Annotated in this window: 21 protein-coding genes, 1 tRNA gene and 2 pseudogenes; 16 read left to right on the forward strand and 8 right to left on the reverse strand. The window is 71.1% G+C overall.

The features are described from left to right. Positions 1-129 precede the first annotated feature (129 nt). Positions 130-3,198 (reverse strand): FG-GAP repeat domain-containing protein, encoded by a 3,069-nt coding sequence (locus tag ACZ7OO_RS10500; protein ID WP_471503541.1) that lies wholly within the window; start codon positions 3,196-3,198, stop codon positions 130-132. Positions 3,199-3,840: 642 nt separating this feature from the next. Here ACZ7OO_RS10500 and ACZ7OO_RS10505 point away from each other — a divergent pair. Beyond that, positions 3,841-4,314: a hypothetical protein gene (locus ACZ7OO_RS10505; RefSeq protein ID WP_471503543.1), complete on the forward strand. Its 474-nt coding sequence runs from the start codon at positions 3,841-3,843 to the stop codon at positions 4,312-4,314. A gap of 317 nt (positions 4,315-4,631) precedes the next feature. Here the strand turns inward: ACZ7OO_RS10505 and ACZ7OO_RS10510 are convergent, their stop codons facing one another. Continuing rightward, complete coding sequence (locus tag ACZ7OO_RS10510; RefSeq protein ID WP_471503545.1) at positions 4,632-5,429, reverse strand: bestrophin-like domain; 798 nt, start codon at positions 5,427-5,429, stop codon at positions 4,632-4,634. A gap of 381 nt (positions 5,430-5,810) precedes the next feature. Between ACZ7OO_RS10510 and ACZ7OO_RS10515 the strand changes: the two genes are divergently transcribed. Then, the gene (locus tag ACZ7OO_RS10515; RefSeq protein WP_471503547.1) at positions 5,811-8,246 is read left to right on the forward strand and encodes a helicase-associated domain-containing protein; all 2,436 of its coding nucleotides are present in this window, start codon (positions 5,811-5,813) and stop codon (positions 8,244-8,246) included. Between the two features lie 97 nt (positions 8,247-8,343). On the opposite strand, the gene ACZ7OO_RS10520 is transcribed toward ACZ7OO_RS10515, so the two are convergent. From ACZ7OO_RS10520 to ACZ7OO_RS10530, 3 genes and pseudogenes are all read right to left on the reverse strand, one after another. Then, complete coding sequence (locus tag ACZ7OO_RS10520; RefSeq protein WP_471503549.1) at positions 8,344-10,218, reverse strand: copper resistance CopC/CopD family protein; 1,875 nt, start codon at positions 10,216-10,218, stop codon at positions 8,344-8,346. A 75-nt stretch (positions 10,219-10,293) separates the two neighbouring features. Continuing rightward, positions 10,294-11,054, reverse strand: a pseudogene (locus ACZ7OO_RS10525) (SDR family NAD(P)-dependent oxidoreductase). Further along, positions 11,051-11,524: a cupin domain-containing protein gene (locus ACZ7OO_RS10530; RefSeq protein ID WP_471504232.1), complete on the reverse strand. Its 474-nt coding sequence runs from the start codon at positions 11,522-11,524 to the stop codon at positions 11,051-11,053. The pseudogene ACZ7OO_RS10525 and the gene ACZ7OO_RS10530 overlap by 4 nt, the downstream one beginning before the upstream one ends. Before the next feature lie 366 nt (positions 11,525-11,890). Here ACZ7OO_RS10530 and ACZ7OO_RS10535 point away from each other — a divergent pair, with 366 nt between their 5' ends. From ACZ7OO_RS10535 to ACZ7OO_RS10545, 3 genes are all read left to right on the forward strand, one after another. Beyond that, positions 11,891-12,523: an HhH-GPD-type base excision DNA repair protein gene (locus tag ACZ7OO_RS10535; RefSeq protein WP_471503551.1), complete on the forward strand. Its 633-nt coding sequence runs from the start codon at positions 11,891-11,893 to the stop codon at positions 12,521-12,523. A gap of 94 nt (positions 12,524-12,617) precedes the next feature. Next, on the forward strand, positions 12,618-13,292 hold the full coding sequence (locus ACZ7OO_RS10540; protein WP_471503553.1) for an HdeD family acid-resistance protein: 675 nt from the start codon (positions 12,618-12,620) through the stop codon (positions 13,290-13,292). A 94-nt stretch (positions 13,293-13,386) separates the two neighbouring features. Next, a complete protein-coding gene (locus ACZ7OO_RS10545; protein ID WP_471503555.1) occupies positions 13,387-13,728 on the forward strand; it encodes a hypothetical protein in 342 nt (113 codons plus the stop codon). Between the two features lie 354 nt (positions 13,729-14,082). On the opposite strand, the pseudogene ACZ7OO_RS10550 reads toward ACZ7OO_RS10545, so the two are convergent. Beyond that, positions 14,083-14,583, reverse strand: a pseudogene (locus tag ACZ7OO_RS10550) (helicase HerA-like domain-containing protein); the annotation flags it as partial. A gap of 113 nt (positions 14,584-14,696) precedes the next feature. Between ACZ7OO_RS10550 and ACZ7OO_RS10555 the strand changes: the two are divergent. Both ACZ7OO_RS10555 and ACZ7OO_RS10560 read left to right on the forward strand, forming a co-directional pair. Beyond that, positions 14,697-14,993, forward strand: coding sequence for a type II toxin-antitoxin system VapB family antitoxin (locus ACZ7OO_RS10555; RefSeq protein WP_003955420.1), 297 nt, complete (start codon positions 14,697-14,699; stop codon positions 14,991-14,993). Between the two features lie 147 nt (positions 14,994-15,140). Beyond that, the gene (locus tag ACZ7OO_RS10560) at positions 15,141-15,794 is read left to right on the forward strand and encodes a LytR C-terminal domain-containing protein (protein WP_471503557.1); all 654 of its coding nucleotides are present in this window, start codon (positions 15,141-15,143) and stop codon (positions 15,792-15,794) included. A gap of 307 nt (positions 15,795-16,101) precedes the next feature. Here ACZ7OO_RS10560 and upp read toward each other — a convergent pair whose 3' ends face one another. After that, on the reverse strand, positions 16,102-16,737 hold the full coding sequence (upp, locus tag ACZ7OO_RS10565) for a uracil phosphoribosyltransferase (RefSeq protein ID WP_471503559.1): 636 nt from the start codon (positions 16,735-16,737) through the stop codon (positions 16,102-16,104). 116 nt (positions 16,738-16,853) lie between these two features. Between upp and ACZ7OO_RS10570 the strand changes: the two genes are divergently transcribed. The 9 genes from ACZ7OO_RS10570 to ACZ7OO_RS10610 all read left to right on the forward strand — a co-directional run bounded on the left by ACZ7OO_RS10570 (position 16,854) and on the right by ACZ7OO_RS10610 (position 22,570). Next, positions 16,854-17,060: a hypothetical protein gene (locus tag ACZ7OO_RS10570; RefSeq protein WP_471504234.1), complete on the forward strand. Its 207-nt coding sequence runs from the start codon at positions 16,854-16,856 to the stop codon at positions 17,058-17,060. Positions 17,061-17,420: 360 nt separating this feature from the next. Then, entirely contained in the window at positions 17,421-17,960 is a 540-nt protein-coding gene (locus tag ACZ7OO_RS10575; RefSeq protein ID WP_471503561.1) for a tRNA adenosine deaminase-associated protein, read from the forward strand. Positions 17,961-18,016: 56 nt separating this feature from the next. After that, complete coding sequence (tadA, locus tag ACZ7OO_RS10580; protein WP_471503563.1) at positions 18,017-18,457, forward strand: tRNA adenosine(34) deaminase TadA; 441 nt, start codon at positions 18,017-18,019, stop codon at positions 18,455-18,457. A gap of 65 nt (positions 18,458-18,522) precedes the next feature. Next, a tRNA-Ser gene (locus ACZ7OO_RS10585) sits at positions 18,523-18,607 on the forward strand. 251 nt (positions 18,608-18,858) lie between these two features. Next, on the forward strand, positions 18,859-19,035 hold the full coding sequence (locus tag ACZ7OO_RS10590; protein ID WP_352222622.1) for a hypothetical protein: 177 nt from the start codon (positions 18,859-18,861) through the stop codon (positions 19,033-19,035). Positions 19,036-19,057: 22 nt separating this feature from the next. Further along, on the forward strand, positions 19,058-19,351 hold the full coding sequence (locus tag ACZ7OO_RS10595) for a Dabb family protein (protein ID WP_471503565.1): 294 nt from the start codon (positions 19,058-19,060) through the stop codon (positions 19,349-19,351). Between the two features lie 212 nt (positions 19,352-19,563). Further along, entirely contained in the window at positions 19,564-20,451 is an 888-nt protein-coding gene (locus tag ACZ7OO_RS10600) for an RNA polymerase sigma factor SigF (RefSeq protein ID WP_471503567.1), read from the forward strand. A gap of 435 nt (positions 20,452-20,886) precedes the next feature. Then, the gene (locus ACZ7OO_RS10605; protein ID WP_471503569.1) at positions 20,887-21,801 is read left to right on the forward strand and encodes an RNA polymerase sigma factor SigF; all 915 of its coding nucleotides are present in this window, start codon (positions 20,887-20,889) and stop codon (positions 21,799-21,801) included. A 526-nt stretch (positions 21,802-22,327) separates the two neighbouring features. Then, complete coding sequence (locus tag ACZ7OO_RS10610; RefSeq protein ID WP_471503571.1) at positions 22,328-22,570, forward strand: hypothetical protein; 243 nt, start codon at positions 22,328-22,330, stop codon at positions 22,568-22,570. 89 nt (positions 22,571-22,659) lie between these two features. On the opposite strand, the gene ACZ7OO_RS10615 is transcribed toward ACZ7OO_RS10610, so the two are convergent. Next, the gene (locus ACZ7OO_RS10615; RefSeq protein ID WP_352222616.1) at positions 22,660-22,863 is read right to left on the reverse strand and encodes a hypothetical protein; all 204 of its coding nucleotides are present in this window, start codon (positions 22,861-22,863) and stop codon (positions 22,660-22,662) included. Positions 22,864-22,895: the final 32 nt, after the last annotated feature.

Raw genomic sequence — 22,895 nt, forward strand, 5'->3', positions numbered from 1 at the left:
GGGTGCCCGGGACACGGGGGCACCCCTCTCGCATTCACCGCACCCCGCGTGGCGCAGCATCCAGGTCGCTCTCGTCAGGCCTGCAGCTCCCGGTGGAGGTGCAGGCCTGGAGGTTGCTGTTCCGGACCGTCAGTACAGCGCCTTGTAGACGCCCCAGCCGCTGCCGATCTTCACGCGTGCGCCGAAGCCGCCCTTTCCGTTGCCCGCCCAGCGGTACAGGTTGCCCGCGGTATCGCGGGTGACGAGGTCGTTGCGCCCGTCCTGAGTCAGGTCGCCGACACCGACCAGGGCGTTGTAGGCGTTGAAGCCCGAGGCGATCTTCACGCGCCCCCCGAAGCCGCCCTTTCCGTTGCCGTACCAGCGATAGAGGTTCCCGGCCTTGTCCCGGCCGAGAAGGTCACCGGTTCCATCGCCATTGAGGTCGCCCACGCCCACCAGCGCCGTATAACCGGACAGCCCGGTGCCGATGCGCACCCGGGCCTTGAACGTGCCCTTGCCGGTGCCGGCGTAGAACCACAGGACTCCGGACCGGTCACGGGTCAGCAGGTCCGACCGGCCGTCACGGTTGAGGTCCCCGGACGACGTCAGCAGGTTGTACGTGTTCCAGCCCTTGCCGATGACAGTGGACTTGTTGGTTCCCCGGGCGAAGTACACCTGCCCGAAGCCCCAGTACGCACGCAGTTCGCCGGTGGAGTTGCGGACCAGCATGTCCGCGAACCCGTCGCCGTTGAGGTCGCCGACCGGCACCAGGGTGGAGGAGGTCGGCCAGTCCGCGGTGTAACTGCGGTTGTAGAAGTACCCCTTGGGATGCCCCTCCCATGAGTCGGTCCGGCCGTCCTTCCGGACCGCCACCATGTCCGGAAACCCGTCACAGTCGTAGACGTGGGTCGGCAAGGCGCCGCACATCACGTCCAGGCCGCCGCTTCCCACCTGCACCGGCACGGTTCCACCGTTGAACCTCGCGGTCAGCTGCCAGGTGTAGAGACCGCTCGGGGCGGGAGCACCGTTCGACTCCCGGCCGTTCCACGAGGCCGAGATGCCGTTGAGACCGCGTTCGGCCCCACCGCGCACCACAGCCACCCGGCGCCCGGTCGCCTTCTGGACGATGCCCAGTTCCCAGGAGTCCACGGGGCGGCTCAGCAGCAACGAGGCCGTCCAGGTCGAGTAGTACGACGAAGTGGTCCTCGGCGCGACGCTCCCGGAGGTGTACGCCTCCCCTATCACCGGAGCGGAGTCCGGTACCCCGTCCGCGCTCACATGCACGCGACGATCGGCGTCCACGTAGGCGATGTGGCCGCTGTACTTGTCCACGGTCCACGTGACCCTGCGGTCGTCCGCGAGCGTTCCGGCCGGGAGGGCGGCTATGGAGCGCTCCGCGAGCGGGCTGCCGGTGTGGAAGTCCGTCAGCTTGAGCTCGCCCGCGTCCCGGTCGTGCCGGACCACGTAGCCGTCACCGAGCATGGCGGGGCCCGACGGCACGGCGAAGCCGCGGTCGTTCGTCAGGTCGTACACCCCGGCCTGCTTGTCGGCACCGCAGGACCAGTAGAGCCAACGCGCCGTCGCCTGCAGTTCGGTGGGCACGCAGGCGGCACCGGTCCGCACGGTGCGGACGGGTTTGCCGGGAGTGGCCGCGTCCGCGGTCAGCCGCTCCGCGGTCAGCGTGCCGGGACTGCCGGGGGTCGCGCTCCACAGGGTGGAGTACCAGAGCGCCGCGGCCTGCACCGGGCGGCTGCGTACCACCTTGTTGTAGCCCGGGTAGATCAGGTACTGGGTTTTCGGGGACCCGCCGTCCACCACCACGTACGAGGAGGACGCGTCCCTGACCTCGCCGCCGCTGCCAGGCAACGGCATCTGCACGTGCGACGTGTAGGCGTCCACGCGGGTCTCCAGGTACGTCCGCCCTCCTGTCTCGGACAGGAAGGACAGGCCGTACCAGTTGCCCTCCACGATCCGCACACAGTCCTCACCCGTCGCACAGCGCACGGCGGAAGGGGGCATGCCCGCGGGCAGGGGCTTGGCCGCTCCCGCGACGGGGACCGGCCCGGTACCCACGTCCTGCTGGTAGAGGGAGAGCTTGCCCTCCATGCTGTCCACCCGATTGAGGGTGCCCCGGTACAGGTTCAGTCCCAGGACCTTGGCGATCACCGGGGGCAGCGGCTGGACCACCTCGTGCGTCGGCGACCCGTCGGAGCCGGCGGCGAAGCGGTGCACCGCCCAGTCGCCGGTGCCGGAGCCGCCGACGAGCAGGGCGCTCCCGTCCGCCGTCTGCGGTGGGTAGTCCGACACGAGCGCGATGTGGTCGAGTGCGGTGCTCGGCTCCCCGCCGTCGAGCGGCCGGGACGTCAGCCGCCGGCCGAGCGTGGTCCCCGAGGTGGCGTCCGGGCCCGAGGTCAGGAGGGTGCCGCCGAGGAGGGCCACGGGAGCCGCGTCGTCGGGGAGCGGGAACTCCTGCGCCCCGGAGGAGACGTCACCGCGGGGCAGCCAGCGCAGCCCGGTGAAGCCGTGCTTCCACCAGGCGACGCGGTCGGCGCTCAGCAGGATGCGCAGGCCCTCGCCGCTCATCGTCTCGGGGAGAGGGGTGATCTCGGCGGTCCCGGGGTCCAGCAGGCCGTAGCGGTACGCGCCGTCCTGCCGGAAGGAGATGACTGCGCCGCGGTCATCCGTGGCGCCCTGCTGCAGGGAGAGGCTGCTCAGCTGAGCACCCGCGGGCAGGCCGGTGATGTGCAGCGGTTGCGCGGGATCGGTGCCGGTGTCGAGGAGCACACCGGCGGAGCTGGTGGTGCTGGTCGCGGACTCCAGGGCCAGCACCTTGCCCGCGACGGTCCCCCGGAACGTGTAGCCGGCTGGGAGCTGCGCCTCCCGGCGCTCACCGGTGTGCGGATCGAGCAGGGTGTACCAGGCGGTGCCCCGGGCCGGGCTCGGTGAGACGGCGAGCAGGTCTCCGTCGGCACCGACGGGGCGTACGAGCGCGTTGGCCGGCAGGGTCTGCAGGCCGGGCACCTGCGTCGAGGTGCCGCTCGCGAAGTCGGTCCAGGTGTAGCCGTCCCGGCCCTCCTGCTGGTGCAGGAAACCGGTGCTGCCCACCGCCAGTGGGGTATCCACACGGGGTGTGGCCCGGTCGGCGGGCGGGATCACGACGTCCTGGGACGAGTCCGCCGCGGCCGCCACCTGGACGGCCCACGCGGGCGGCGCGTCCACGGCGAGCGGGATGGCAGTACCCGCGACCGCCAGAATCGTGCCGGCCGCACCGACCGCGAGGCCCGCGCCACCTCTGCGGCGGCGACCTCCGTGCAGTGGTTCAGTCGACGTCCGGGTCAATGCCCTCACGTCTCCCCCTCGTTGATGTGATGATCTGCCGCCGCGCGGCGCCCCGCCCTGGCCGGCCGCACTGCCGCCTCACCCCCGGTGGCCGCGGTGGATCTTGCCGGCCGCTTGTGCGGTAGACGCTAGCCGATCAACGAAGTCCCCGTCCGCCCTGACGGGATTACGATCAGACAACCCGACGAAGCCCCGGCGGGGCGGCCAGGGAGCGACGATGCGAAGGCGCGGCCGGAGCCCCGCGAACCCCTGCGAACGCCCCCGGACGGCCGCGCGCGCAGTTGGAAAGCGTGTTGGGGGCAACCCCTCACGAGTTCGAATCTCGTATCCTCCGCCAGTGCCTCACCGGGCACGGTGTCGAAGGGCCCCACCGCGAGGTGGGGCACTTGGGCCCCGCTGTGCCGATGAGGGTGATCCGAACTTCCGCACGGCGAACGTCCAGGCCGGCGTCCCGGCAGGCACCGCATCCCACCAGTGTGGTCACTTTCTGCATTCGATAATTACTCTGTGTATGGTCTTCTCATGGCCGCCCCGAGTGCCGTCCGCCGTCTCCTGCTCGCCACCGGCTTCCTGGTGCTTGTGCAGGCGGGGGTCGGCTTGGTCATCAATCTCTACGGCCTCTATCCGGCTCACCATCGGCGCTCTCGGTCGGGGGCCCATCGCATCAGGGCCTACGAGAGCTTCACCTGGGCGGTCGGGCACGGCACCGTGGCCCTCGCCGTGCACACCGCGCTCGGCCTCACGCTCGTCCTGCTGTCGATCGTCGCGGCAGCGCGCGCCGTGCTGCTCCGTCAGCGCGCGGTCGCATTCTGGACCGTGCTCGGGGCGCTCCTGGTCATCGGTGCCGCTGCCTTCGGTGGGAACTTTCTCGCCAACGGCAAGACCCTCAACTCACTGCTGATGGCACTGTTCGCGCTGAGCGCCGAGGGGTGCTTCCACCTCGCCGTCGACCTTCTGCCTTCTGGACGGCACGGAGCTGTGGCCACACTCCGTTGAGGTGCGCCGCATGATCAGTGACGCCTCACGCCAGGGTGAAGTGACGACCGCCGAAGCGCCGACAGGCCCACTCGCGCACGAGATCGGGCCAGGCCCGGCGCCGGGTGTCGAGGCCCGCCCGGGTACCCAGGCTGTCCGGCGGCCCGACGAGCCACCGCTCCCGGATGGGCCGGGCGTATTCGGGACGGGTGTGAAGAGCTTTCCGCCGAGTTCCAGGTCGCTCAGATCTGTCCCACAGGAGGATGGGCTGATCGTCTGGGCGACCGCAGGTCACGGCCGCCGGGCGTCAGTTGTCGGCCGCTGATCGCGCCCGCCGCCTACGACCCGCCGTCGAAGAAGCCGGACTTCAGGTTCCCGACGACGGCGTCGAGTGGGTGCCCACTGACGATGAACGGTCCGCTCCAGGGCGCGCTGAGTGCGAAGAGCAACGCCAGGCTCAGCCCGACCACACTCGCAACACCTACGATGAGCAGGGACGTTCGCAGGCTGCTGCGGAAGACCAGCGCGCCGGAGTTCACGATCAAGGCCAGTCCACTGACCACAAGCGTGACGACGTAGAGCGCGGGAACGTCGCGCGAGGCGGCCGCAACGCGGGAGCGACGACTACTGGTGACACCGTCCACGGAAACCACCAACTCCGCGCCTGTCGCAGTACCCACCTCGGGCCGGGCCGCCTCGGCGCGCACACTCCGCTCCAGCCGCGCGATCGCGCGAGCGGTGGCCGGGTCGTCACCGGACGCCGCTGCTGCACCCTCCCACTCCCTGGCACGTGTGGTCTGCAAGTAGTCGAGCAGTGCCGCATGGATCGGATCCGACTGCACTCGCGGACTTGTCGCCGCCCATGCCAGGCGGGAGGCCGCGGCCGCCTCGTCGCTCACCAGTCCTTCGGCTGCACGCAGGTAGCCGGCCTCGCTGGCCAGTGTGAGTGCCGCAAAGATCGCGAAGGCGGCGCCGAGTGTCGGCATCAGTGGCGTGGCGATCTGCGGCACCCGGTCCCGTTCCGCGACCGGTACGAGCACCCGGACGCCGACCCGCGCCAGGGCGGCGACCAGTAGGGCAAGTAGGAGACCGGCCACAACCAGCACCACCGCCGGCAGCGACGTCAACCAGTTCACCACATCACCTACAGCGCGTTGCCGTGAGCGCCCACGGCGGCGGCGGCACATCGGCGCCCGCGACCTGGAGCTCCTCGTCGATCACTCCTAATGAACGCCCCATGATCACAGGTCGAAGACCTTTGAGGCTCGCGACGCCCGACACAGCAGCTCTTTTCGTTGGCCAGACAGCCGATACGCGCAGGGCGAGGCTGTGCTGACCAACGACCGCCGCGCAGCCCTCCAGCGCCGCACGAGGCGGCCTACGGGCCGCCAATGCCCGCCAGGGGGACCCTGCCCCCATGCGGCATCCGGGGATCACGGGGATACGCCATCCTTGAAACCGGCGCCGGGGCTCCGGGGCCGCTGCAACGCCCCCTGGTCCGACGAGGTGCACCCCGCATGAAGTCCCGATCTGCGCTGGCGACTTGGCTAGGCAGTCTCGACGCCTATCGTCTGGCACGCGTGCTCGGGACACGGCAGGACGCCGTGTCCCCTCCAGAGCCCCGCTCGGTGGGCGAACTGGCGGACCGTCTTCAGCGCCCGGGGTCGGTCGCACTGGTCCTGCCGCGGCTCGCGCTGCCGCACCTGCAGGTGGCCGAGGCGCTGGCGGCGCTGGGTGCACCTGCGTCGCACGATGCCCTGGCGAAGCTGCTGGGGGCGGTGGACGACGAAACCTCGCACGAACTTGACGCCGCGCTGAAGGTACTGGCCGATCATGCTCTGGTCTGGCCGGACGGCGCGGGGAAGCTCCTCTTGGCCGGACCGTTGCGGCAAGCATGGGACGCACCCCTGGGGCTGGATGCTCCGCTGGAGGAACTGCTCGCGGGCACGACCTCCGACGAGCTGCGTGGCATGCTGGCGGCCCTGGGCGTCGCGCCGCCGGGCGCCAAGGCGCGGCGACTGGCCGCGCTGGTGGAGCACCACAGCGACCCGGAACAGGTTGTCGCGGTGGTCGCGAAGGCTCCCGCGGCGACCCGGAAGCTGCTCGAAGGCCGAGCGGAGGGTGTGCCGGGGCCGCCGCAGTTCATCGTGCTCAGCGGTTCCGGTCCCGGACTCGAACCGGGCGAGCGATGGGCACTGGACCGAGGGCTACTGGTCCAGGACCGTCACCGCTATGGCCCGGCCCGCATGCCTGCCGAGGTGGCGCGCGCACTGCGCGGACCCGGCTGGCACGCCCCGTTCGAGCCCGCACCGCCTTTCCCCCGGCTGACGCCTGTCACCCCGAAGGAGGTGGACCGCGAGGCTTCGGCCGCGGCCACGGCGTTCGCAGCCCATGCCGTTACGGTCCTGTCGGCCTGCTCGGGAACCGCGCCGGCCCGGCTGAAGTCCGGCGGGATCGGCGCACGTGAACTGGCCCGGCTCGGCAAGGCCGCCCAGGCCGACGACACCGTCGTACGCCTCACCCTGGAGACCGCGTACGCCGCCGGGCTCCTGGGCCGGGACGGCGATCGTGTGGCGCCCACCGAGGCGTACGACGCCTGGGCGGAGCAGGAACCCCCGGAGCAGTTCGCCACACTGCTTCAGGCATGGCGGAACCTGCCGCTCACCCCGGCCCAGGCACGTGACGAGGACGGCAAGGCGCTTCCCGCTCTCGCGGGAGCACCGCCCTGCAATGGCTGCGTGCAGGCCCGCCACGGGCTGTTGGCGGCAGCCGGACAGCTTCCGGCAGGGCACGGTACGACGGCCACCTTGGATCTGGGACCCTTGGTCGCCTGGCACAGCCCGCTCGCCCACTCGTCGTCCCCGGACGGAACACCGTTCGCCACCCTGATCCGTGAGGCCGAGATCCTCGGCGTACTCGCTCGCGGCGCCCTGTCCGCCTTGGGCATCCATCTGCGGACCGGCGACACGGAGGGGCTGGGCATCGAGTGCCGGCGGCTGCTGCCGTCAGCCACCGCGACGGCCCGGATCGGCGCCGACCTCACCGCCGTCGTCACCGGCACACCGTCCGCGCGGCTGGCCGCACTCCTGGACTCCGTCGCCGACCGGGAGACCAGCGGCACGGCATCCGTGTGGCGCTTCAACGCCGGCAGCATCCGCCGGGCCCTGGACGTCGGCCGTACCCCTGCCGACATCACCGCCGACCTGGCCGCTGTCGCCGCCGGGGCGCTGCCGCAGCCTCTGGCGTACCTGATCACCGACACCGCACGCGGCCACGGGCGCGTGCGCATCGCCCCCGCCGCCTGCGTCCTCCACGGCGACGAGCCCGCCCTCCTGGCCGAACTCGCCGCCCACCGCAGGCTCGCCAGGCTCGGACTGCGACAGCTGGCACCGACAGTGCTGATCAGTCGCAGCCCGCTCGACACGACCCTCGCCGCGCTCCGGGCCGAGGGATACTCCCCTGTCGCCGAGACGGCCGAGGGCACGGTACGCGTCGAGAAGGCCCCGCCCCGGCGGGCCGCCGCCAAGGTGCCGGCTCCGCGCGGCACCCGCGCGAGGGACAGCAGCCGGATCGCTGCCGCGACGGCGACAGAGGTGCCCACCGCCGACCTGAACGCCTTGGCGACCCGACTGCTGGCCGCCCCGCCCGCATCCCCATCCGAACCGGCGCCGTTGGACGGAGGAGAGCCCTTCACCACGGACACCGAGGAGATCGTCGCAGGATGGGCGAAACGTCTGCCGTACAGCGACGTCCGCCAACTCGCCCATGCCGTCGACGCGGGCTGGTCGATCACCGTGGAGTACGTCGCCGCCTCGGGCAGCCGGACCCTGCGCACCCTCAGCCGCCTCGTGCTCGACCCGCCCTACCTCGAAGCCTGGTGCCACCTTCGCGAGGCCGAGCGCGTCTTCACGCTCTCCCGCATCCACAGCGTCATGGGCGTCACGCCCGAATGAAGTCGGTGCTCCGCCAATACCTCACCGGGCACGATGTCGCGCTCCTCCCCCAGCCACCCCCACCGGTCGGGGGAAGCCGGTCGACGTGTCCGCCCCGTCACCCGGCGATCCGTATCTTCCTCGCCACCGTCACCTGGTCCAGGTCCGACACCCGTACCGTCAGCTTCATCGTCCACTCGCCCGCGATCGGGAGGTTGACGGAGTTGGTCGCCCAATAGCCGCCCTGGTCGGTGAGGTCGGCGGGGAGGGGGCCGATCTTCTGGGCGGTGAGGGTGAAGGAGAGGCGGAGTTCGGGGACGGCGGAGATGCCGCCGTCGGGGCCGAGGACGACCGCCTGCACGGAGTTGGCGCCGACCCGGCCGGGGTCCAGGGTGATCTGTACCTTGCCGTGGCCGTTCGGGGTGCCCACGTCGAACGGGACCGTCGAGACGGAGGTCGCCGGGAGACCGCCGGCCGAGGCCGTTTCCGTCCCCGACTCGGCCGCCTCGGCGGCCGCGCGGCCGGGCAGCGTGCCGGTCAGGATCGTGGTGACGACCAGGACGGCGACGCCGACGGCGACTTCGGCGAGGACCGAGCGGCGCAGCGCCTGGTGGTGGTTGGGCGTGGGGGTCGGCTCCTCCGACGTAGGTGGGGTCTCCGGAGGCGGCGCGCCGACCGTCTGCGGGACGCGGTCACGGGCCGTCGCCGCGGCCTCGGCCGGGGTGCTCGCCAGCCTCGCCGTCCAGCGGCGGGACTGGGAGGCCGCCGCCAGCAGCAGAGTCACGGCGATGAGTTTGACGAGCAGGAGACGGCCGTACGTCGTCTCGGTGAGCGCCTGCCAGGAGCCCAGGCCGCGCCAGGACTGGTACACGCCGGTGACCACGAGGACCGTCACCGAGGCGAAGGCCATCCGGGAGAAGCGGGTGACGACGGCGGCGGGGAGGGGGGTGGCGGCGGTCCGGTAGAGGGTGGTGAGGAGTGCGGTGAGGCCGCCCAGCCAGAGCGACATCGCCAGGAGGTGCAGCACCGAGGACGTCATCGCGAGGGGTACCTGGAGGCCGGCCGAGGCGTGTTCCGCCGTCGCCCAGGTCAGCGCCAGGGCTACGGAGAGGCCGGCGGCCGTGGTGAGGAGTGGGCGGGACGGCCCGCGTCCCTTCTCGCGCTCGCGGAGGACGAAGGAGTAGAGGCCTGCCGTGATCGCCAGGAGGACGATCCTGGCCAGCAGGGCCAGGCCGGGGCGGCCCGTCGCGGATCTGGCGAGCGCGGAGAGGTCGAGGGCCGTCGTCGGGGAGGTGCCCTCCTCGTAGGGGGAGCGGAGGACGAGGAGGAAGAGGGTGGCGGCCAGGAGGGTCCACCAGGCCACCCGGATCGGTCTGCGGAGGGGGGACGGGTCCGGGGGGCGGCACAGGGCTATGAAGGCGACGCTGCCCATCAGCAGTGCCACGGCGAGGTAGGCGACGTAGCGGCCGATGTTGTAGAGGCTGGCGGTGGCCGGGTTCTCGGCCGGGCCGGTGGGAACCGCCGCCGTGGTCGCCGACGGTTTGCCCACGGAGAAGGTGAGGGCACCGGAGACGGGGTGGCTGTCCGCCGACACGACCCGCCACGCCACGGTGAACGTGCCGGTGCCGAGCTTCTTCGGGAAGGTGATCCGGGCGGTGTCCGAGCCGGCGGCGCCGTGTTCGGGGTCGCCGGTGGTCACCCGGTGGTTGGTGGGGTCGTACACCCGGAACGAGTCGTCGAGCAGGCCGACGGACTCGCTGAAGGTCAGGGTGACGGACGGCGGCGACGACTTCAGTACGGCGCCGTCGGCGGGGTCGCTGCCGCGCAGTGTCGCGTGCGCGGAGGCGGGGGCGGCCGACGCGAGGAGGAGGGCGGTGAGGAGGGTGCCGAGCAGGGCGAGCGAGCGGAGAGCCGCTTTGCAGCGGGTTGTTGTGCACCGCCGGTCGTGTTCTTCGCTCACGTCACCGTCCTGAGTTCGGAAGCACGCGTTCATAGGTATAGGTCATACGGATGGGGGGCGTGTAGCGCTCATCGGGTCTGGGGTACGTGGGGGCTTGGCGTTGGGAAGTCACCACGTCGGCCGGGCGGACGCCCCGCCGTCCACCACCAGGTCGTGGCCGGTGATCCACGAGGCCAGCGAGGAGGCCAGGAAGACCACCGCGTTCGCCACGTCCTCCGGGTGGCCCAGGCGGCCCGTCGGTACCGCCTCCTGCCATCTGCGCACCCCGTCCGGCCAGGTGTCCGCCAGGCCCTCCCGGTCGATCAGGCCGGGGGAGACCGTGTTGACGCGGATGCCGAAGCGGCCGTACTCAAGGGCCGCCGCTCTCGCGTGCATGACCACTGCCGCCTTCGCCGTGCTGTAGTGGGCGTGGCCGGGGGCCGGGTGGGTCGCCTCGATGGAGGCGATGTGGGTGATCGTGCCGCCGTCGGGCTGGTCGCGCATGATCTCGGCGGCGGCCTGGGTGCAGGCGAAGACGCTGCCGAGGTCGGTGTCGACGACCGCACGCCAGTCGGCCGCGGTCATGCCGAGCAGGGGCTGTACGGGTTGTACTGCCGCGTTGTTGACGAGCGCGGTCAGCCGGCCGCCGCCCCACTCCGCGGCCTCCCGGACGATCCGGTGGCAGGCCGCCTCGTCGGTCAGGTCGCCCTGTACGACGACCGCTCGGTCACCGATGGCCGAGGCGACCTCCTGCGCCGCCGCGACGGCCGTACGGCAGTGCAGAGCCACCGCCGCGCCCTCCTCCGCGAGGCGTAGCGCGACGGCCCGGCCGATACCGCCGCTCGTTTGCCCGTGACCAGGGCGATCTGTCCGTCCAGCAGGTGGGTCATGGACGGCAGAGTTCCGTGATGCGGGCGGCTTCGGACGGGTAACGCGCCGTGAGGTGGGCCGCGTTGCCGTGTTCGTAGCCCTCGAAGGTGAATCCGGGGGCCATGGTGCAGCCGAAGAGGGTCCAGGCGCCGGGAGGCGCCACCCGGGCGCCCATCCAGGTGCCCGCCGGGACGGTGAGCTGGATCTGCTGGCCCCCTAGGAGGTCCGGTCCGAGGACGGGCGTGCGGGCGGTGCCGTCGGGGGCGAGGAGCAGGAGGTTCAGGGGGTCGCCGAGGTAGTGGTGCCAGATCTCGTCGGTGGGCAGGCGGTGCAGGGCCGAGAAGTCGTCGGCGGTGAGGAGAGCGACGATCGCGGTGCCCTCGGGGCGGCCGTCGGGTCGTTCGGGACCCGCCCATGTCTGCCGGAACAGGCCGCCCTCGCGGGGGATCGGCTCCAGGTCGTAGTGGGCGATCAGGTCATCGGGGGTCAGCATCCGGGAAGGCTACCGCCCGGGTGCGAAATGCCAGTTGGGCGCGCTTTTCGGGGAGGCGGACGTCGGGGAGGCCGAGTTCGGGGAGGTCGACTTCGGGAGTACGACCGCGGGGCCGGGTGCGAAGCCCTGTCGGGCCGGTCGAGGGTGTGCACGGCGAACTCCGCGAAGCCGGAGCACGCGGTAGGCCTCCGGCTGGTACGTCTGGAGGAGCGCGAAGCAACGTCTCGCCATATCTGGTGCGGGATACCCCAGGCGTCTCCATACATCCTGATGGTCACCCCGTGTCCCCTGCCCAAGGCCAGGCGGCGCAGGCCCGGTCACCGCGGGCGCGCGGGGCGGGTGCGGGCGCGGGATCATCGAGCCATGGACGCGCACGCCAAAGCCAACGCCAGCACCAACACCAACACCACGACTCTGCATCTCGCCCAGGACCCCGCGGCCGACGAACTCCTCAGCCGCAGCAGGCTCGCCGCGCTCATCGGCATGCTCCTGGACCAGCAGGTTCCGATGGAGTGGGCCTTCAAGGGGCCGGCGACCATCGCCCAGCGCATGGGCACGGACGACCTGGACGCGCACGAGATCGCCGCCCAGGACCCGGAGGCGTTCGCCGCGCTGCTCTCCGAGAAGCCCGCGGTGCACCGCTACCCCGGCTCCATGGCCAAGCGGATCCAGCAGCTGTGCCAGTACCTCGTCGAGCACTACGACGGTGACCCCGAGGGCATCTGGCGCGACGTCGACAGCGGGGCGGAACTGCTGAAGCGGCTCCAGGAACTGCCCGGGTTCGGGAAACAGAAGGCGCAGATCTTTCTGGCGCTGCTGGGCAAGCAGCTGGGGGTACGGCCGAAGGGGTGGCGGGAGGCCGCGGGGCCGTACGGGGAGGCGGAGTCGTTCCGGTCCGTGGCCGACATCACGGGGCCGGAGTCGCTGGCGAAGGTCCGGGCTCACAAGCAGGAGATGAAGGCGGCCGCGAAGGCGGCGAAGGCCGGAGAGAAGTAGCCGAGGGAAGTAGCCGGCCGGGGCGCCCCTCCCCATCCACCCGATCGGCGCCTCCCTGCTGGCAGGACCGCCCCCGCCGGTTTCAGCTGGAGGCATGACCGAGCCTCCCAGCACCGGCCCCGCCGACGACGACCGCGCGGCTCACTCCGCCTCGGCCTCCACCTCGGCTTCCGCCTCCGCCTTCCGGCATGCGCCCGAACCGCCCTTCGAGGGCCCCCTGCACGCCCTTTCAAGGGTCGCCTGGCAGACCGTACTGGTCACCGGGATCGCCTCCCTGATCCTCGGCGTCCTGGTCCTCGTCTGGCCGGGCGCCTCGTTGCTCGCCGCCGGTGTGCTCTTCGGTATCTACCTGGTGATCAGCGGCATCTTCCAGCTGGCCGCCGCCTTCGGCACGCACAAGACGACCTCGCTGCGCGTGCTGGCATTCATCAGCGGCGCGCTGTCGATCCTGCTGGGTCTGTTCTGCTTCCGCGGCCCGCTGGAGTCGATCCTGCTGCTCGCCCTGTGGATCGGGATCGGCTGGCTGATCCGCGGGATCACCCAGACCATCGCCGCCCTGCACGACCCCGGGACGCCCGCCCGCGGCTGGATGGTCTTCCTCGGGATCGTCACCTTCGTCGCCGGCATCGTGCTGATCGTCTCGCCGTTCCAGTCGGTCGCCGTACTGACCCTGGTCGCCGGTATCTGGCTGGTCGTCGTAGGCATCGTCGAGATCATCTCCTCGTTCGGCATCCACAGCCGGGCCAAGCACATCCCGCAGGTCGTGTGAACAACGTCAACCCCGCGCCTCACCGGTACGCCGAGCGAGCGGATCTCGCGCCCGGCGCGATGAACACCGTCCGTCGCGTGGGGAGATGACCGCCATGAGCAGCGGTACCCCCTTCGGTCGCCCGCAGCCAGGACACGCCTGGTTGCGGGCGCTCGTACTGCTGCTCGCCCTGCTGCTGACCGGCGCTCCGACGGCGGCCGAGGCCCTCACGGCGACACCGCCGGCCGCCTCCGCCGAGACGGCCGGGTACGACGTCCTCGACACTCCGCTACGGCTCCCCGCCCGCGCCGTCCACCATGCCGACGTACCCCAGCGCCCCGCGCCGCTCCCCGACGCGGCGCCCGCCGACCCGGCGGACCGCCACCGCCCGTACCCGACGGCACCGCGTCCGCCGTACGCCACGCCCCTGCTGCGCACCGTGGTCCTGCGCTGCTGATCCGACCGACCGGTCCCGCACTCCCCGAGGTCAGTCAGCACTACGCAAGGAACAAGGAACACAGTCATGTCCTCAGACCCGTACGCGGTCCTGCGCGCCCTGCTGCGCGCGGAGGCCGTCCGCAGCGCGCCGAAGCCGATGGCGGAGGCGAAGGTGGCGGAGCCGCCGAGGCCGCGGCCCCAGGAGCAGAAACGCGGTTGATCCCTCAGGCGGAGCCGGGCGGCCCGTGCGGGCCGCCCGGCTCACCAGCTCACCGGTCTCACACGGCTTACCTGCGTCTGCGCGCCGCACCGAACAGCGACCGGGTGATCTCCCTGCCGAGCTGGGTGCCCACCGAACGGGCGAGGGACCTGAACCGAAGGACTGTTCCAGGGTCTGGTTGAGCTGGAGCACCTTGGACGGCAGGACCGGGCCGAAGCTGGTGATCGTGGCGCGGAGCGGGATGCCGTGGCCGAGGCCGCCGAGCGCGAGGAACTCGGTGGGGAAACCGGTCGCGGTCCAGTCCTGCCCGGCGTCACCCGTCCGGCCCTGGACCCTCTCGTCCATCCGCCCCGGGCGGGCGATGCCGGACAGGTCGCCCTTGACGTCCGCCAGGAACACCGGGACGCCCTGCGCCGAGAGCTGCTCGGCTATCAGCTGGAGCGTCTTGGTCTTGCCGGTGCCGGTGGCGCCGGCGACCAGGCCGTGCCGGTTGAGCATGGGGAGCGGGATGCGGATCGGCGCGTCGGGGTGGCACCGCCCGTCCCAGAGGAGGGCGCCGAGGTCCAGGGCCTGACCGGTGAAGGCGTACCCGGAGGCGATCGCGGCGACGGCCGGGGGCGGGTCACCGGTTGCGGCGGCTTCACCGGCACTCATCATCGGACCCCTGTTCCGTTTTGCCCTTTTGATGACCTTTACGGTGTCTTTTCCAGCGTCGCACTCGGTCTCCATGGCTGCGCCCGGAACGTCTGGACCGGTAGGCTTTCCGTGTGATCTTCAAGCGCATCGGAAACGGCCGGCCGTACCCCGACCACGGCCGGGAGAGCACCCGGCAGTGGGCGGACGTCGCACCGCGCCCGGTCCGCCTCGATCAGCTCGTGACGACCAAGGGGCAGCTCGACCTGGAGACCCTCCTCGCCGAGGACTCGACGTTCTACGGCGACCTCTTCGCGCATGTCGTGAAGTGGCAGGGCGACCTGTACCTGGAGGACGGGCTGCACCGCGCGGTCCGCGCCGCCCTGCAGCAGCGCCAGGTGCTGCACGCGCGCGTGCTCGAACTCGGCTGACGCGACCGGCTCGGCCGACACGACCGAGTCGGCCGACACCCGCTCGCCACCCGCCGTTCCGCGCCGGTTGCCCCTTTCGGGTCGGACCGTGCGACGTCGGATGATCATCTATTAGTCAACGCACCCGCGGCGCACTACGCTGCGCTCATGAGCATGCTGACTCCCCCCGGCATGGGCGGCCAGTACCGGATCACAGGGGACAAATACCCTCGCATGCGCCCGCGCCGGCGGCGTGCCCGGCTCGTCCTCTCCGTGGTCGCCTCCGTCACCGCACTCGGCCTGGCCGGCTGGGGCACCCTGCAGCTCATCGACGTCTTCACGGGCGGCGACAAGAAGGCAGCGGCGGCCGGTGCCACGGCGTGCGTCAAGCAGGCCGCCGCGAGCCCGGGTCCGGCGTCCGGTACGTCGACGGCGGCGCTGCCGAAGCCGGCCCAGATCACGGTGAACGTCTACAACGCCACGACCCGCACGGGCCTGGCCAAGGACACCGCGGACGAACTCAAGAAGCGAGGCTTCAGGATCGGCGACGTCGGCAACGCGCCGGCGAAGTTCGACGCGAAGGTCAAGGGCACGGCGATACTGCTCGGCCCGGCCTCGGCCCTGCACACGTCCCTGCCGGTACTGGCCACGCAGCTCACGGCACCGGACCAGCGCACGGAGGCGGGCCGCAAGGGCGCCGCCGTGGACCTGATCCTGGGCGACACGTTCAAGACCCTGACGCCCCAGGCAACCGCCGCGCAGGCCATCACAGCCCTCTCGAACCCCAAGCCGACGGCATCGACTTCGAAGAAGAGCTGCTGAGAGCCCAAAGCCGCCGTGGCGGCCGAACGCCGCCCAGGACAGCCGCGACGCGCGGCCGTGTCCATCTGCGGCTCCACGGCGTGGGCGGGACCAGTCACGACGATCCCGCAGCACGATCCGGCACCGCCGAACACCGCCGACCCGGCCGATCGCCACTGCGGAGGTCAGAGCAGCCAGCGGACGGAACACCATCCGGGGACAGCCAACCCAACGCGACGCGCGGCCGTGTCCATCTGCGGCTCCGCCGCGTGGGCCGACCAGCCCGACGGACCCACCCGCACCCCTACGGCGCCTAGACGAACGGTCCCTACTCCGCCGCCCCGTACAGGCGGTCGCCCGCGTCGCCCAGCCCCGGCACGATGTAGCCGTGCTCGTTGAGGTGGTCGTCGACCGCCGCCGTCACGACGGTGACCGGCGTTCCCGCCAGTTCCCGTTCCATGAGTTCGACGCCCTCCGGCGCGGCCAGCAGGACCACCGCCGTCACATCGTCCGCGCCCCTCTTGATGAGTTCACGGATCGCCGCGACCAGCGTGCCGCCCGTGGCCAGCATCGGGTCCAGGACGTACACCTGACGCCCGGAGAGGTCCTCCGGCATCCGTGAGGCGTACGTGGACGCCTGGAGCGTCTCCTCGTTGCGGATCATGCCCAGGAAGCCCACCTCGGCGGTCGGCAGCAGCCGGACCATGCCGTCCAGCATGCCGAGTCCGGCCCGCAGGATCGGCACGACCAGCGGGCGGGGACGGGCGAGCTTGACGCCGGTCGTGGGCGAGACCGGGGTCCGGACGTCGACGGCCTCGGTCCGTACGTCCCTCGTCGCCTCGTAGGCGAGCAGAGTGACCAGTTCGTCGGCGAGCCGACGGAACGTCGCGGAGTCGGTGCGCTGGTCGCGCAGGGTGGTGAGCTTGTGGGCGACCAGGGGGTGGTCGACGACGTGGAGACGCATGCCCATAACAGTAACCGCGTCCGCGTACACCTCGCGCTGGCCCGCGCTGGCATCAAACCCCCCGTCCGGGGGAAAGTGGGAGTGACCGGACTTGGGGTGGTGTAACCGTGTCTGATCTGCCTGACCTGCCTGAGCTACCTGAACAGCCCGACCGCGCCTACGGCGCGCCCGAGGGCGAGACGGAGGCCGAGCGGCGCCGCCGCCGGGCCCGGTTCCTGCGCGACCTCGCCGAGGCCAGGGCGCTGCGCGACCGGGTCCAGCCCCGCCGCGTCAAGACGGCCCGACTGCGGCACGCCATGCGTATGCGGACGTTCCGCTGGTAGGAGTCGGTAAAACCGTAAGAACGCCAAGAGTCGTAAAGCCGATCCTTCGACAAAGATCCACTGCTTGTGGCGCGTTGCGGTCCGTCATGGGGAAGGCCGTGCGTGGACCGCGAGAAAACCCGCGTACGATCCGCAGGTGGCGGCAACGAGTGCGCTGGTGATTCCGTACGCGGGCACCTGGACGCTTCTTTGCATACGTGCGATCAAAACTGCCAGACACAGGGAGCCGAAGACGTCCCCTGGACGCCTTGTTTCTGCCACGATTCCGAGTGGGTGGGACTCGGAGCACAGCTCTCCCGCCCAAAACCTCCGCCGGGGGGACCCCCAACCGGCACGCCTAAGACCAGTGGGAGAGTCACGGTGTACTTCGCCGCACTGCTCGCGCGCACCGAAGACGGGTGGGAAGCGAGCGACACAGAGCTCGACGATGTGGAGACCCTGTCGGACCTGGCCGACCTGGCCCGGGAATCGGCGTCCGACGTCGACGACACGGTGCTCGTCTTCATCGAGCAGGAAGACGCTTGGTTCGGCGTCGTGCGCGTCGACGGCGAGGAGGACCCCCGGGTCTTCGTCTCCAACGCCGCCGCCGCCGCCCGCAGCTCGTACGGCGAGCTCCTGCTCACGGACGAACTGCTCGGAAGGGAGCCCAAGGACGCAGACGACGACCTGGACGCCCTCGACCTCGACGGCACCGAGGACGGTGAGCCGGAGGCCGAGGACGACGAGGACACGGACACGGACACGGACATGTCCGCCATGCCGTCCGGCCCGGTCGGCGACAACAGGATCCTCGACGACCTGGGCGTGAGCGCGAAGGAGCTGCTGGCACTCAGCGACGACGCGCTCAGCGAGATCGCCGAGGCTCTGGGGGCCGCCGAGGTCCTGGAGACCGTCCGCTGACCTTCCACGAGGCAACCGGGTCCGCCGACCCGGTACGCGACCGCTGGCGGGCCGCGATGCGGCTCGCCCTGGACGAGGCCGGACAGGCCGTCCGGGGCGGGGACGTCCCCGTCGGCGCCGTCGTGCTGTCCCCCGACGGCCCGGACGGTACGACGGTCCTCGCGACCGGGCACAACGAACGCGAGGCCACCGGCGATCCCACCGCGCACGCCGAGGTCCTCGCCCTGCGCCGGGCAGCCGCGGCGCTCGGCGAGTGGCGGCTCACCGGCTGCACCCTCGTGGTCACGCTGGAGCCCTGCACCATGTGTGCGGGCGCCCTGGTCCAGTCCCGTGTGGACCGGCTCGTCTACGGCGCCCGCGACGAGAAGGCCGGCGCCGCCGGCTCGCTCTGGGACGTCGTGCGCGACCGGCGCCTGAATCACCGCCCCGAGGTCGTCGAGGGCGTCCTGGCCGAGGAATCCGCGCGACTGCTCACGGAATTCTTCCGTGACCGCTGAGGCCTGCCCCGGGCCCCCGAATACCGATTTCAGGGCACGGCCCCCCGTGCTGTAAGGTCTCCCTCGGTAGCGTGTCCGAGCGGCCGAAGGAGCTCGCCTCGAAAGCGAGTGTGGCGCAAGTCACCGAGGGTTCAAATCCCTCCGCTACCGCTGGAAAAGGGTCCCGTCGAAAGACGGGACCCTTTCTGCGTCCACTGCGGGGCTTCTGCGTCCACTGCGGGGCGCATCCTCCTCGCATATCTCCCTCGCGCGCCCCCGGCCGCGCCCCGCGACCGGGCAACGGGCCTCGACCAGCGGGCCGTTGGTCCCCGAGGGGGGCGTGAAGGTTACACTCGCGGCCGGCAGCAGGGTCCACAGGCTACGCAGACACGCCGGCAGAGGCAGGCACAGGGGAGGCCGCGGTGGCGGTGAATGCCAAGAAGATCGCCACGTACGTGCTCGTGGTCTTCGCGCTCTACGTGATCATCACAGACCCGGCCAAAGCGGCCGATTACGTCCAGATAGGCTTCGAGGGCATTTCGGACGCGGCCAAGGCCATCGGATCGTTCATGACCTGGCTCGCCAACGGAGCCAAATAGCGCACCACCCCCGGGAGCATCCATGATCCGCCACCTGGTCCTCTTCAAACTCAACGAGGGCGTCGAGCGCCACGATCCACGAGCCGTCGCGGGCGCCGAGGCCTTCGCCGCGCTCGGCGACCAGATCGACGACCTGCGCTTCTGGGAGTGCGGCTGGAACATCACCGAGCGCCCCATCGCCCACGACTTCGCGATCAACTCGGCCGTCGAGGACGGGGACGCGCTGAAGCGGTACCTGGAGCACCCGGCCCACCAGGCGGCCGCCGCGCAGTGGCGCGAGTTCGCCACGTGGGTGATCGCCGACTACGAGTTCTGAGCCATGCGGCGCCTTCCGGAGAGCCGTACGGCACCTTCTGGATACAGGCCCTCCGCCGGGAACGGCGGGGGGCCTTTCTGCGCCTTATGCCCAAAGTTGCCGATTTTCACCCTCAACACGGCTTTATGGGGTGCTTGCGCACGATGCACATGTCTTGTGATGCTATGACCGCTTTTGACGGATGATTGACCGATGAAGAGGTGGCGTTGAACGTGTCGGCCAGTTCCGCGCCGCCCCAGGAAGAGGCGCCCGCCCCTACTCACCCCTCTGCCGAGCCCCCAGCCGAGCCCCCAGCCCAGACCCCCGCACAGGCGCCCGCCCCGACCCCGGAGAAGCGGCGGGGCGCCGACACCCGGGCGCTGACCCAGGTGCTCTTCGGCCAGCTCAAGGAGCTCAAGCCCGGCACCCCGGAGCACAACCGGGTGCGCTCGGCGCTCATCGAGGCGAACCTCCCGCTCGTGCGCTATGCGGCCGCCCGCTTCCGCTCCCGCAACGAGCCGATGGAGGACGTCGTCCAGGTCGGCACCATCGGGCTGATCAACGCCATCGACCGCTTCGACCCGGACCGGGGCGTGCAGTTCCCGACCTTCGCGATGCCGACCGTCGTCGGCGAGATCAAGCGCTACTTCCGGGACAACGTGCGCACCGTGCACGTCCCGCGCCGGCTGCACGAGCTGTGGGTCCAGGTCAACAGCGCGACCGAGGACCTCACCACCGCCTTCGGGCGTTCCCCCTCCACCGCCGAGATCGCCGAACGGCTGCGGATCAGCGAGGAGGAGGTGCTGTCCTGCATCGAGGCCGGCCGGTCGTACCACGCGACCTCCCTGGAGGCCGCCCAGGAAGGCGACGGCCTGCCGGGCCTGCTGGACCGCATCGGCTACGAGGACCCCGCTCTGGACGGTGTGGAGCACCGCGACCTGGTCCGCCATCTGCTGGTCCAACTCCCCGAGCGCGAGCAGCGGATCCTCCTCCTGCGCTACTACAGCAACCTCACCCAGTCACAGATCAGCGCGGAACTGGGCGTCTCCCAGATGCACGTCTCCCGCCTCCTGGCCCGCAGCTTCCAGCGGCTGCGCTCGGCGAACCGCATCGAGGCCTGACCCGGGCGCGAGCCGCACCGCGAACGCCTCCGCGAGGTCTGCCGCATGCGCCCTCGCATGCGCCGTCGCATGCGCCGCCGCAAGGCCTGCCGCACGCGCCGGCACAGCCCCCGCAGCAGGACCCGTTACCGGTCCGAGACACGCCCCGGATGACTTTGCGCGACCATAACCGCAAGCAGGATCGAGCCATCACCGTCGCGAGCGAATCGCTCACCAGGGCCCTTCCCGACAGTTGGGGGTCGAAATAGCGTCAGACCCCCTGCATCCAGGGCGGATTCACATCTCCCATGTCGACATGTCACTACAGCGTGTTGCCGACATGTGACATTCTGCGGGAAGCGCGTTTGCCGGGGCTTCGGCTCCGGTATTCAGGTGAAGGCGCCGTTCCTCGTGAGGGGCGTCGCCGCGACCGTCCCGCGACCCAAAGGGGGTGGCATGTCCGCAGACCAGGGCAGCTCGAAGGTGCTTACGCTCACGAAGAGCGAGGCAGCGCCCAAGGAGCTCGACGCCATCGACGTGCTCGACAGCATCGACGGCGCCCCGGCGCTGGAGACCCCGCCGACCCCGGAACTCCCGGTGGCCTCGGGAAACCTCGACACCCGCACCCTGTCCCGCTCCCTGTTCCTGCGCCTTGCCGCACTCGAAGAGGACAGCCCCGAGCGTGCCTACGTCCGGGACACCCTGATCGAACTCAACCTCCCCCTCGTGCGCTACGCGGCGGCCCGCTTCCGCAGCCGCAACGAGCCGATGGAGGACATCGTCCAGGTCGGCACCATCGGCCTGATCAAGGCGATCGACCGCTTCGACTGCGAACGGGGCGTGGAGTTCCCGACGTTCGCGATGCCGACGGTCGTGGGCGAGATCAAGCGGTTCTTCCGGGACACCTCCTGGTCGGTCCGCGTCCCGCGCCGCCTCCAGGAGCTGCGGCTGGCCCTCACCAAGGCCAGCGACGAGCTCTCCCAGAAGCTGGACCGCTCCCCGACGGTCACCGAACTGGCCGCGGTCCTGGGCGTGTCCGAGGAGGACGTGGTCGACGGCCTGGCCGTCGGCAACGCCTACACCGCCTCCTCCCTCGACTCCCCGGCCCCCGAGGACGACGGCGGCGAGGGCTCGCTGGCCGACCGCCTGGGCTACGAGGACACGGCCCTGGAGGGCGTCGAGTACCGCGAGTCGCTGAAGCCGCTGCTGGCCAAGCTCCCGCCCCGCGAGCGTCGGATCATCATGCTCCGCTTCTTCGCGAACATGACCCAGTCCCAGATCGGCGACGAGGTCGGCATCTCCCAGATGCATGTCTCCCGCCTGCTGACCCGCACCCTGGCCCAGCTCCGCGAGGGCCTGATCTCGGACTGAACCCGCTCCGAGGGTTCCTTACTGACGGGGTGTCAGCCACACTGGCGCGATGCTTCTCCGTAGGACACCGAGTGGCCGCCGAGCCGCCGTCACGGCAGCGTCGGCGGCCGCCGTCTGCCTGGCCTCGGCACTCACGGCGTGCGGAGGGGGTGGCAGCGGTGGCTATACGGCGGTGGGAGCGGCAGGCGCCTCACCGCGGATGCCGGGGATGTCGTCGAGACCGACGGGATCGGTGACGCTGGTTCCGCTGGACGGCTCCTCGGCGGGGACGGCACACGGGTCGCCTTCGGCGAAAGCCGGCTCGCCATCCACGGAACGCGGCCGGCCCCCCACGGCGGCCGACTCCGCTTCCGGTCCCGCGGTCTCATCCCCGTCGCCCTCGCGATCCCGGGGATCCGACCGACCGGCGCCGAACTCAGCACAGCCCACGACCACTTCGCCCGCCACTTCACCCGCCACTTCACCCGCCGCCCTGACCTGGAGCGCCCCCACCCGCGAGCCCACGGACAAGCGGTGGTGCGAGAAGGTGACGGTCGAGTTCCGCAACTCGGGCGGTACGGCGGTCCGTTCCGGCACGATCACCCTCGGCACGCACATCATCGGCCTGCTGGGCATCGACTGGGCGACGATCAGCTCGACGGAGTCGCTGCCGGTCCCGGTCGCGCCCACCTCCCGTACGAGCAAGACCTGGAAGGTCTGCGTGGACGACTGGCGCGTACCCCTGGGCATGCATATCGAGACCCGGGTCGTGGCGGTCGACTGGAGCTGACGCAGTGCGCCCCGGGCGACTTCCAGTCGTACACGGGCACGACGAAGGCCCGGGGCACGAGACCCCGGGTTCTTCGTCGCGCCGGGTGACTACTTGAGCGCGAGCCAGGCCACCGCCGCCACCACGACCACAACGGCGACGATGCCGAGGATCAGGCCGATGCGGGGGCCGCCGGAAGAGGAGGTGGATGCCGTCTGCTGGGAGGTCTGCGGGGCCTCGTCGACGAACGCGCGGAACATCTGGGTGTTGCCGGCGGGGTCGTAGTTGCCCTGGGGGCCCTGGGTGTTAGCCATGCCCCGAGACACTAGCGAATCCGGGGGTGTGG

Source organism: Streptomyces sp. NPDC111744, from assembly GCF_055634995.1.

Excerpts from the sequence above, each read along its gene's own strand:
- ACZ7OO_RS10505 (WP_471503543.1), top strand. The coding sequence starts at position 3,841 with ATGGCCGCCCCGAGTGCCGTCCGCCGTCTCCTGCTCGCCACCGGCTTC.
- ACZ7OO_RS10515 (WP_471503547.1), top strand. The coding sequence starts at position 5,811 with ATGAAGTCCCGATCTGCGCTGGCGACTTGGCTAGGCAGTCTCGACGCC.
- ACZ7OO_RS10520 (WP_471503549.1), bottom strand. The coding sequence starts at position 10,218 with ATGAACGCGTGCTTCCGAACTCAGGACGGTGACGTGAGCGAAGAACAC.
- ACZ7OO_RS10535 (WP_471503551.1), top strand. The coding sequence starts at position 11,891 with ATGGACGCGCACGCCAAAGCCAACGCCAGCACCAACACCAACACCACG.
- ACZ7OO_RS10540 (WP_471503553.1), top strand. The coding sequence starts at position 12,618 with ATGACCGAGCCTCCCAGCACCGGCCCCGCCGACGACGACCGCGCGGCT.
- ACZ7OO_RS10545 (WP_471503555.1), top strand. The coding sequence starts at position 13,387 with ATGAGCAGCGGTACCCCCTTCGGTCGCCCGCAGCCAGGACACGCCTGG.
- ACZ7OO_RS10560 (WP_471503557.1), top strand. The coding sequence starts at position 15,141 with ATGAGCATGCTGACTCCCCCCGGCATGGGCGGCCAGTACCGGATCACA.
- upp (WP_471503559.1), bottom strand. The coding sequence starts at position 16,737 with ATGCGTCTCCACGTCGTCGACCACCCCCTGGTCGCCCACAAGCTCACC.
- tadA (WP_471503563.1), top strand. The coding sequence starts at position 18,017 with ATGCGGCTCGCCCTGGACGAGGCCGGACAGGCCGTCCGGGGCGGGGAC.
- ACZ7OO_RS10595 (WP_471503565.1), top strand. The coding sequence starts at position 19,058 with ATGATCCGCCACCTGGTCCTCTTCAAACTCAACGAGGGCGTCGAGCGC.
- ACZ7OO_RS10605 (WP_471503569.1), top strand. The coding sequence starts at position 20,887 with ATGTCCGCAGACCAGGGCAGCTCGAAGGTGCTTACGCTCACGAAGAGC.
- ACZ7OO_RS10615 (WP_352222616.1), bottom strand. The coding sequence starts at position 22,863 with ATGGCTAACACCCAGGGCCCCCAGGGCAACTACGACCCCGCCGGCAAC.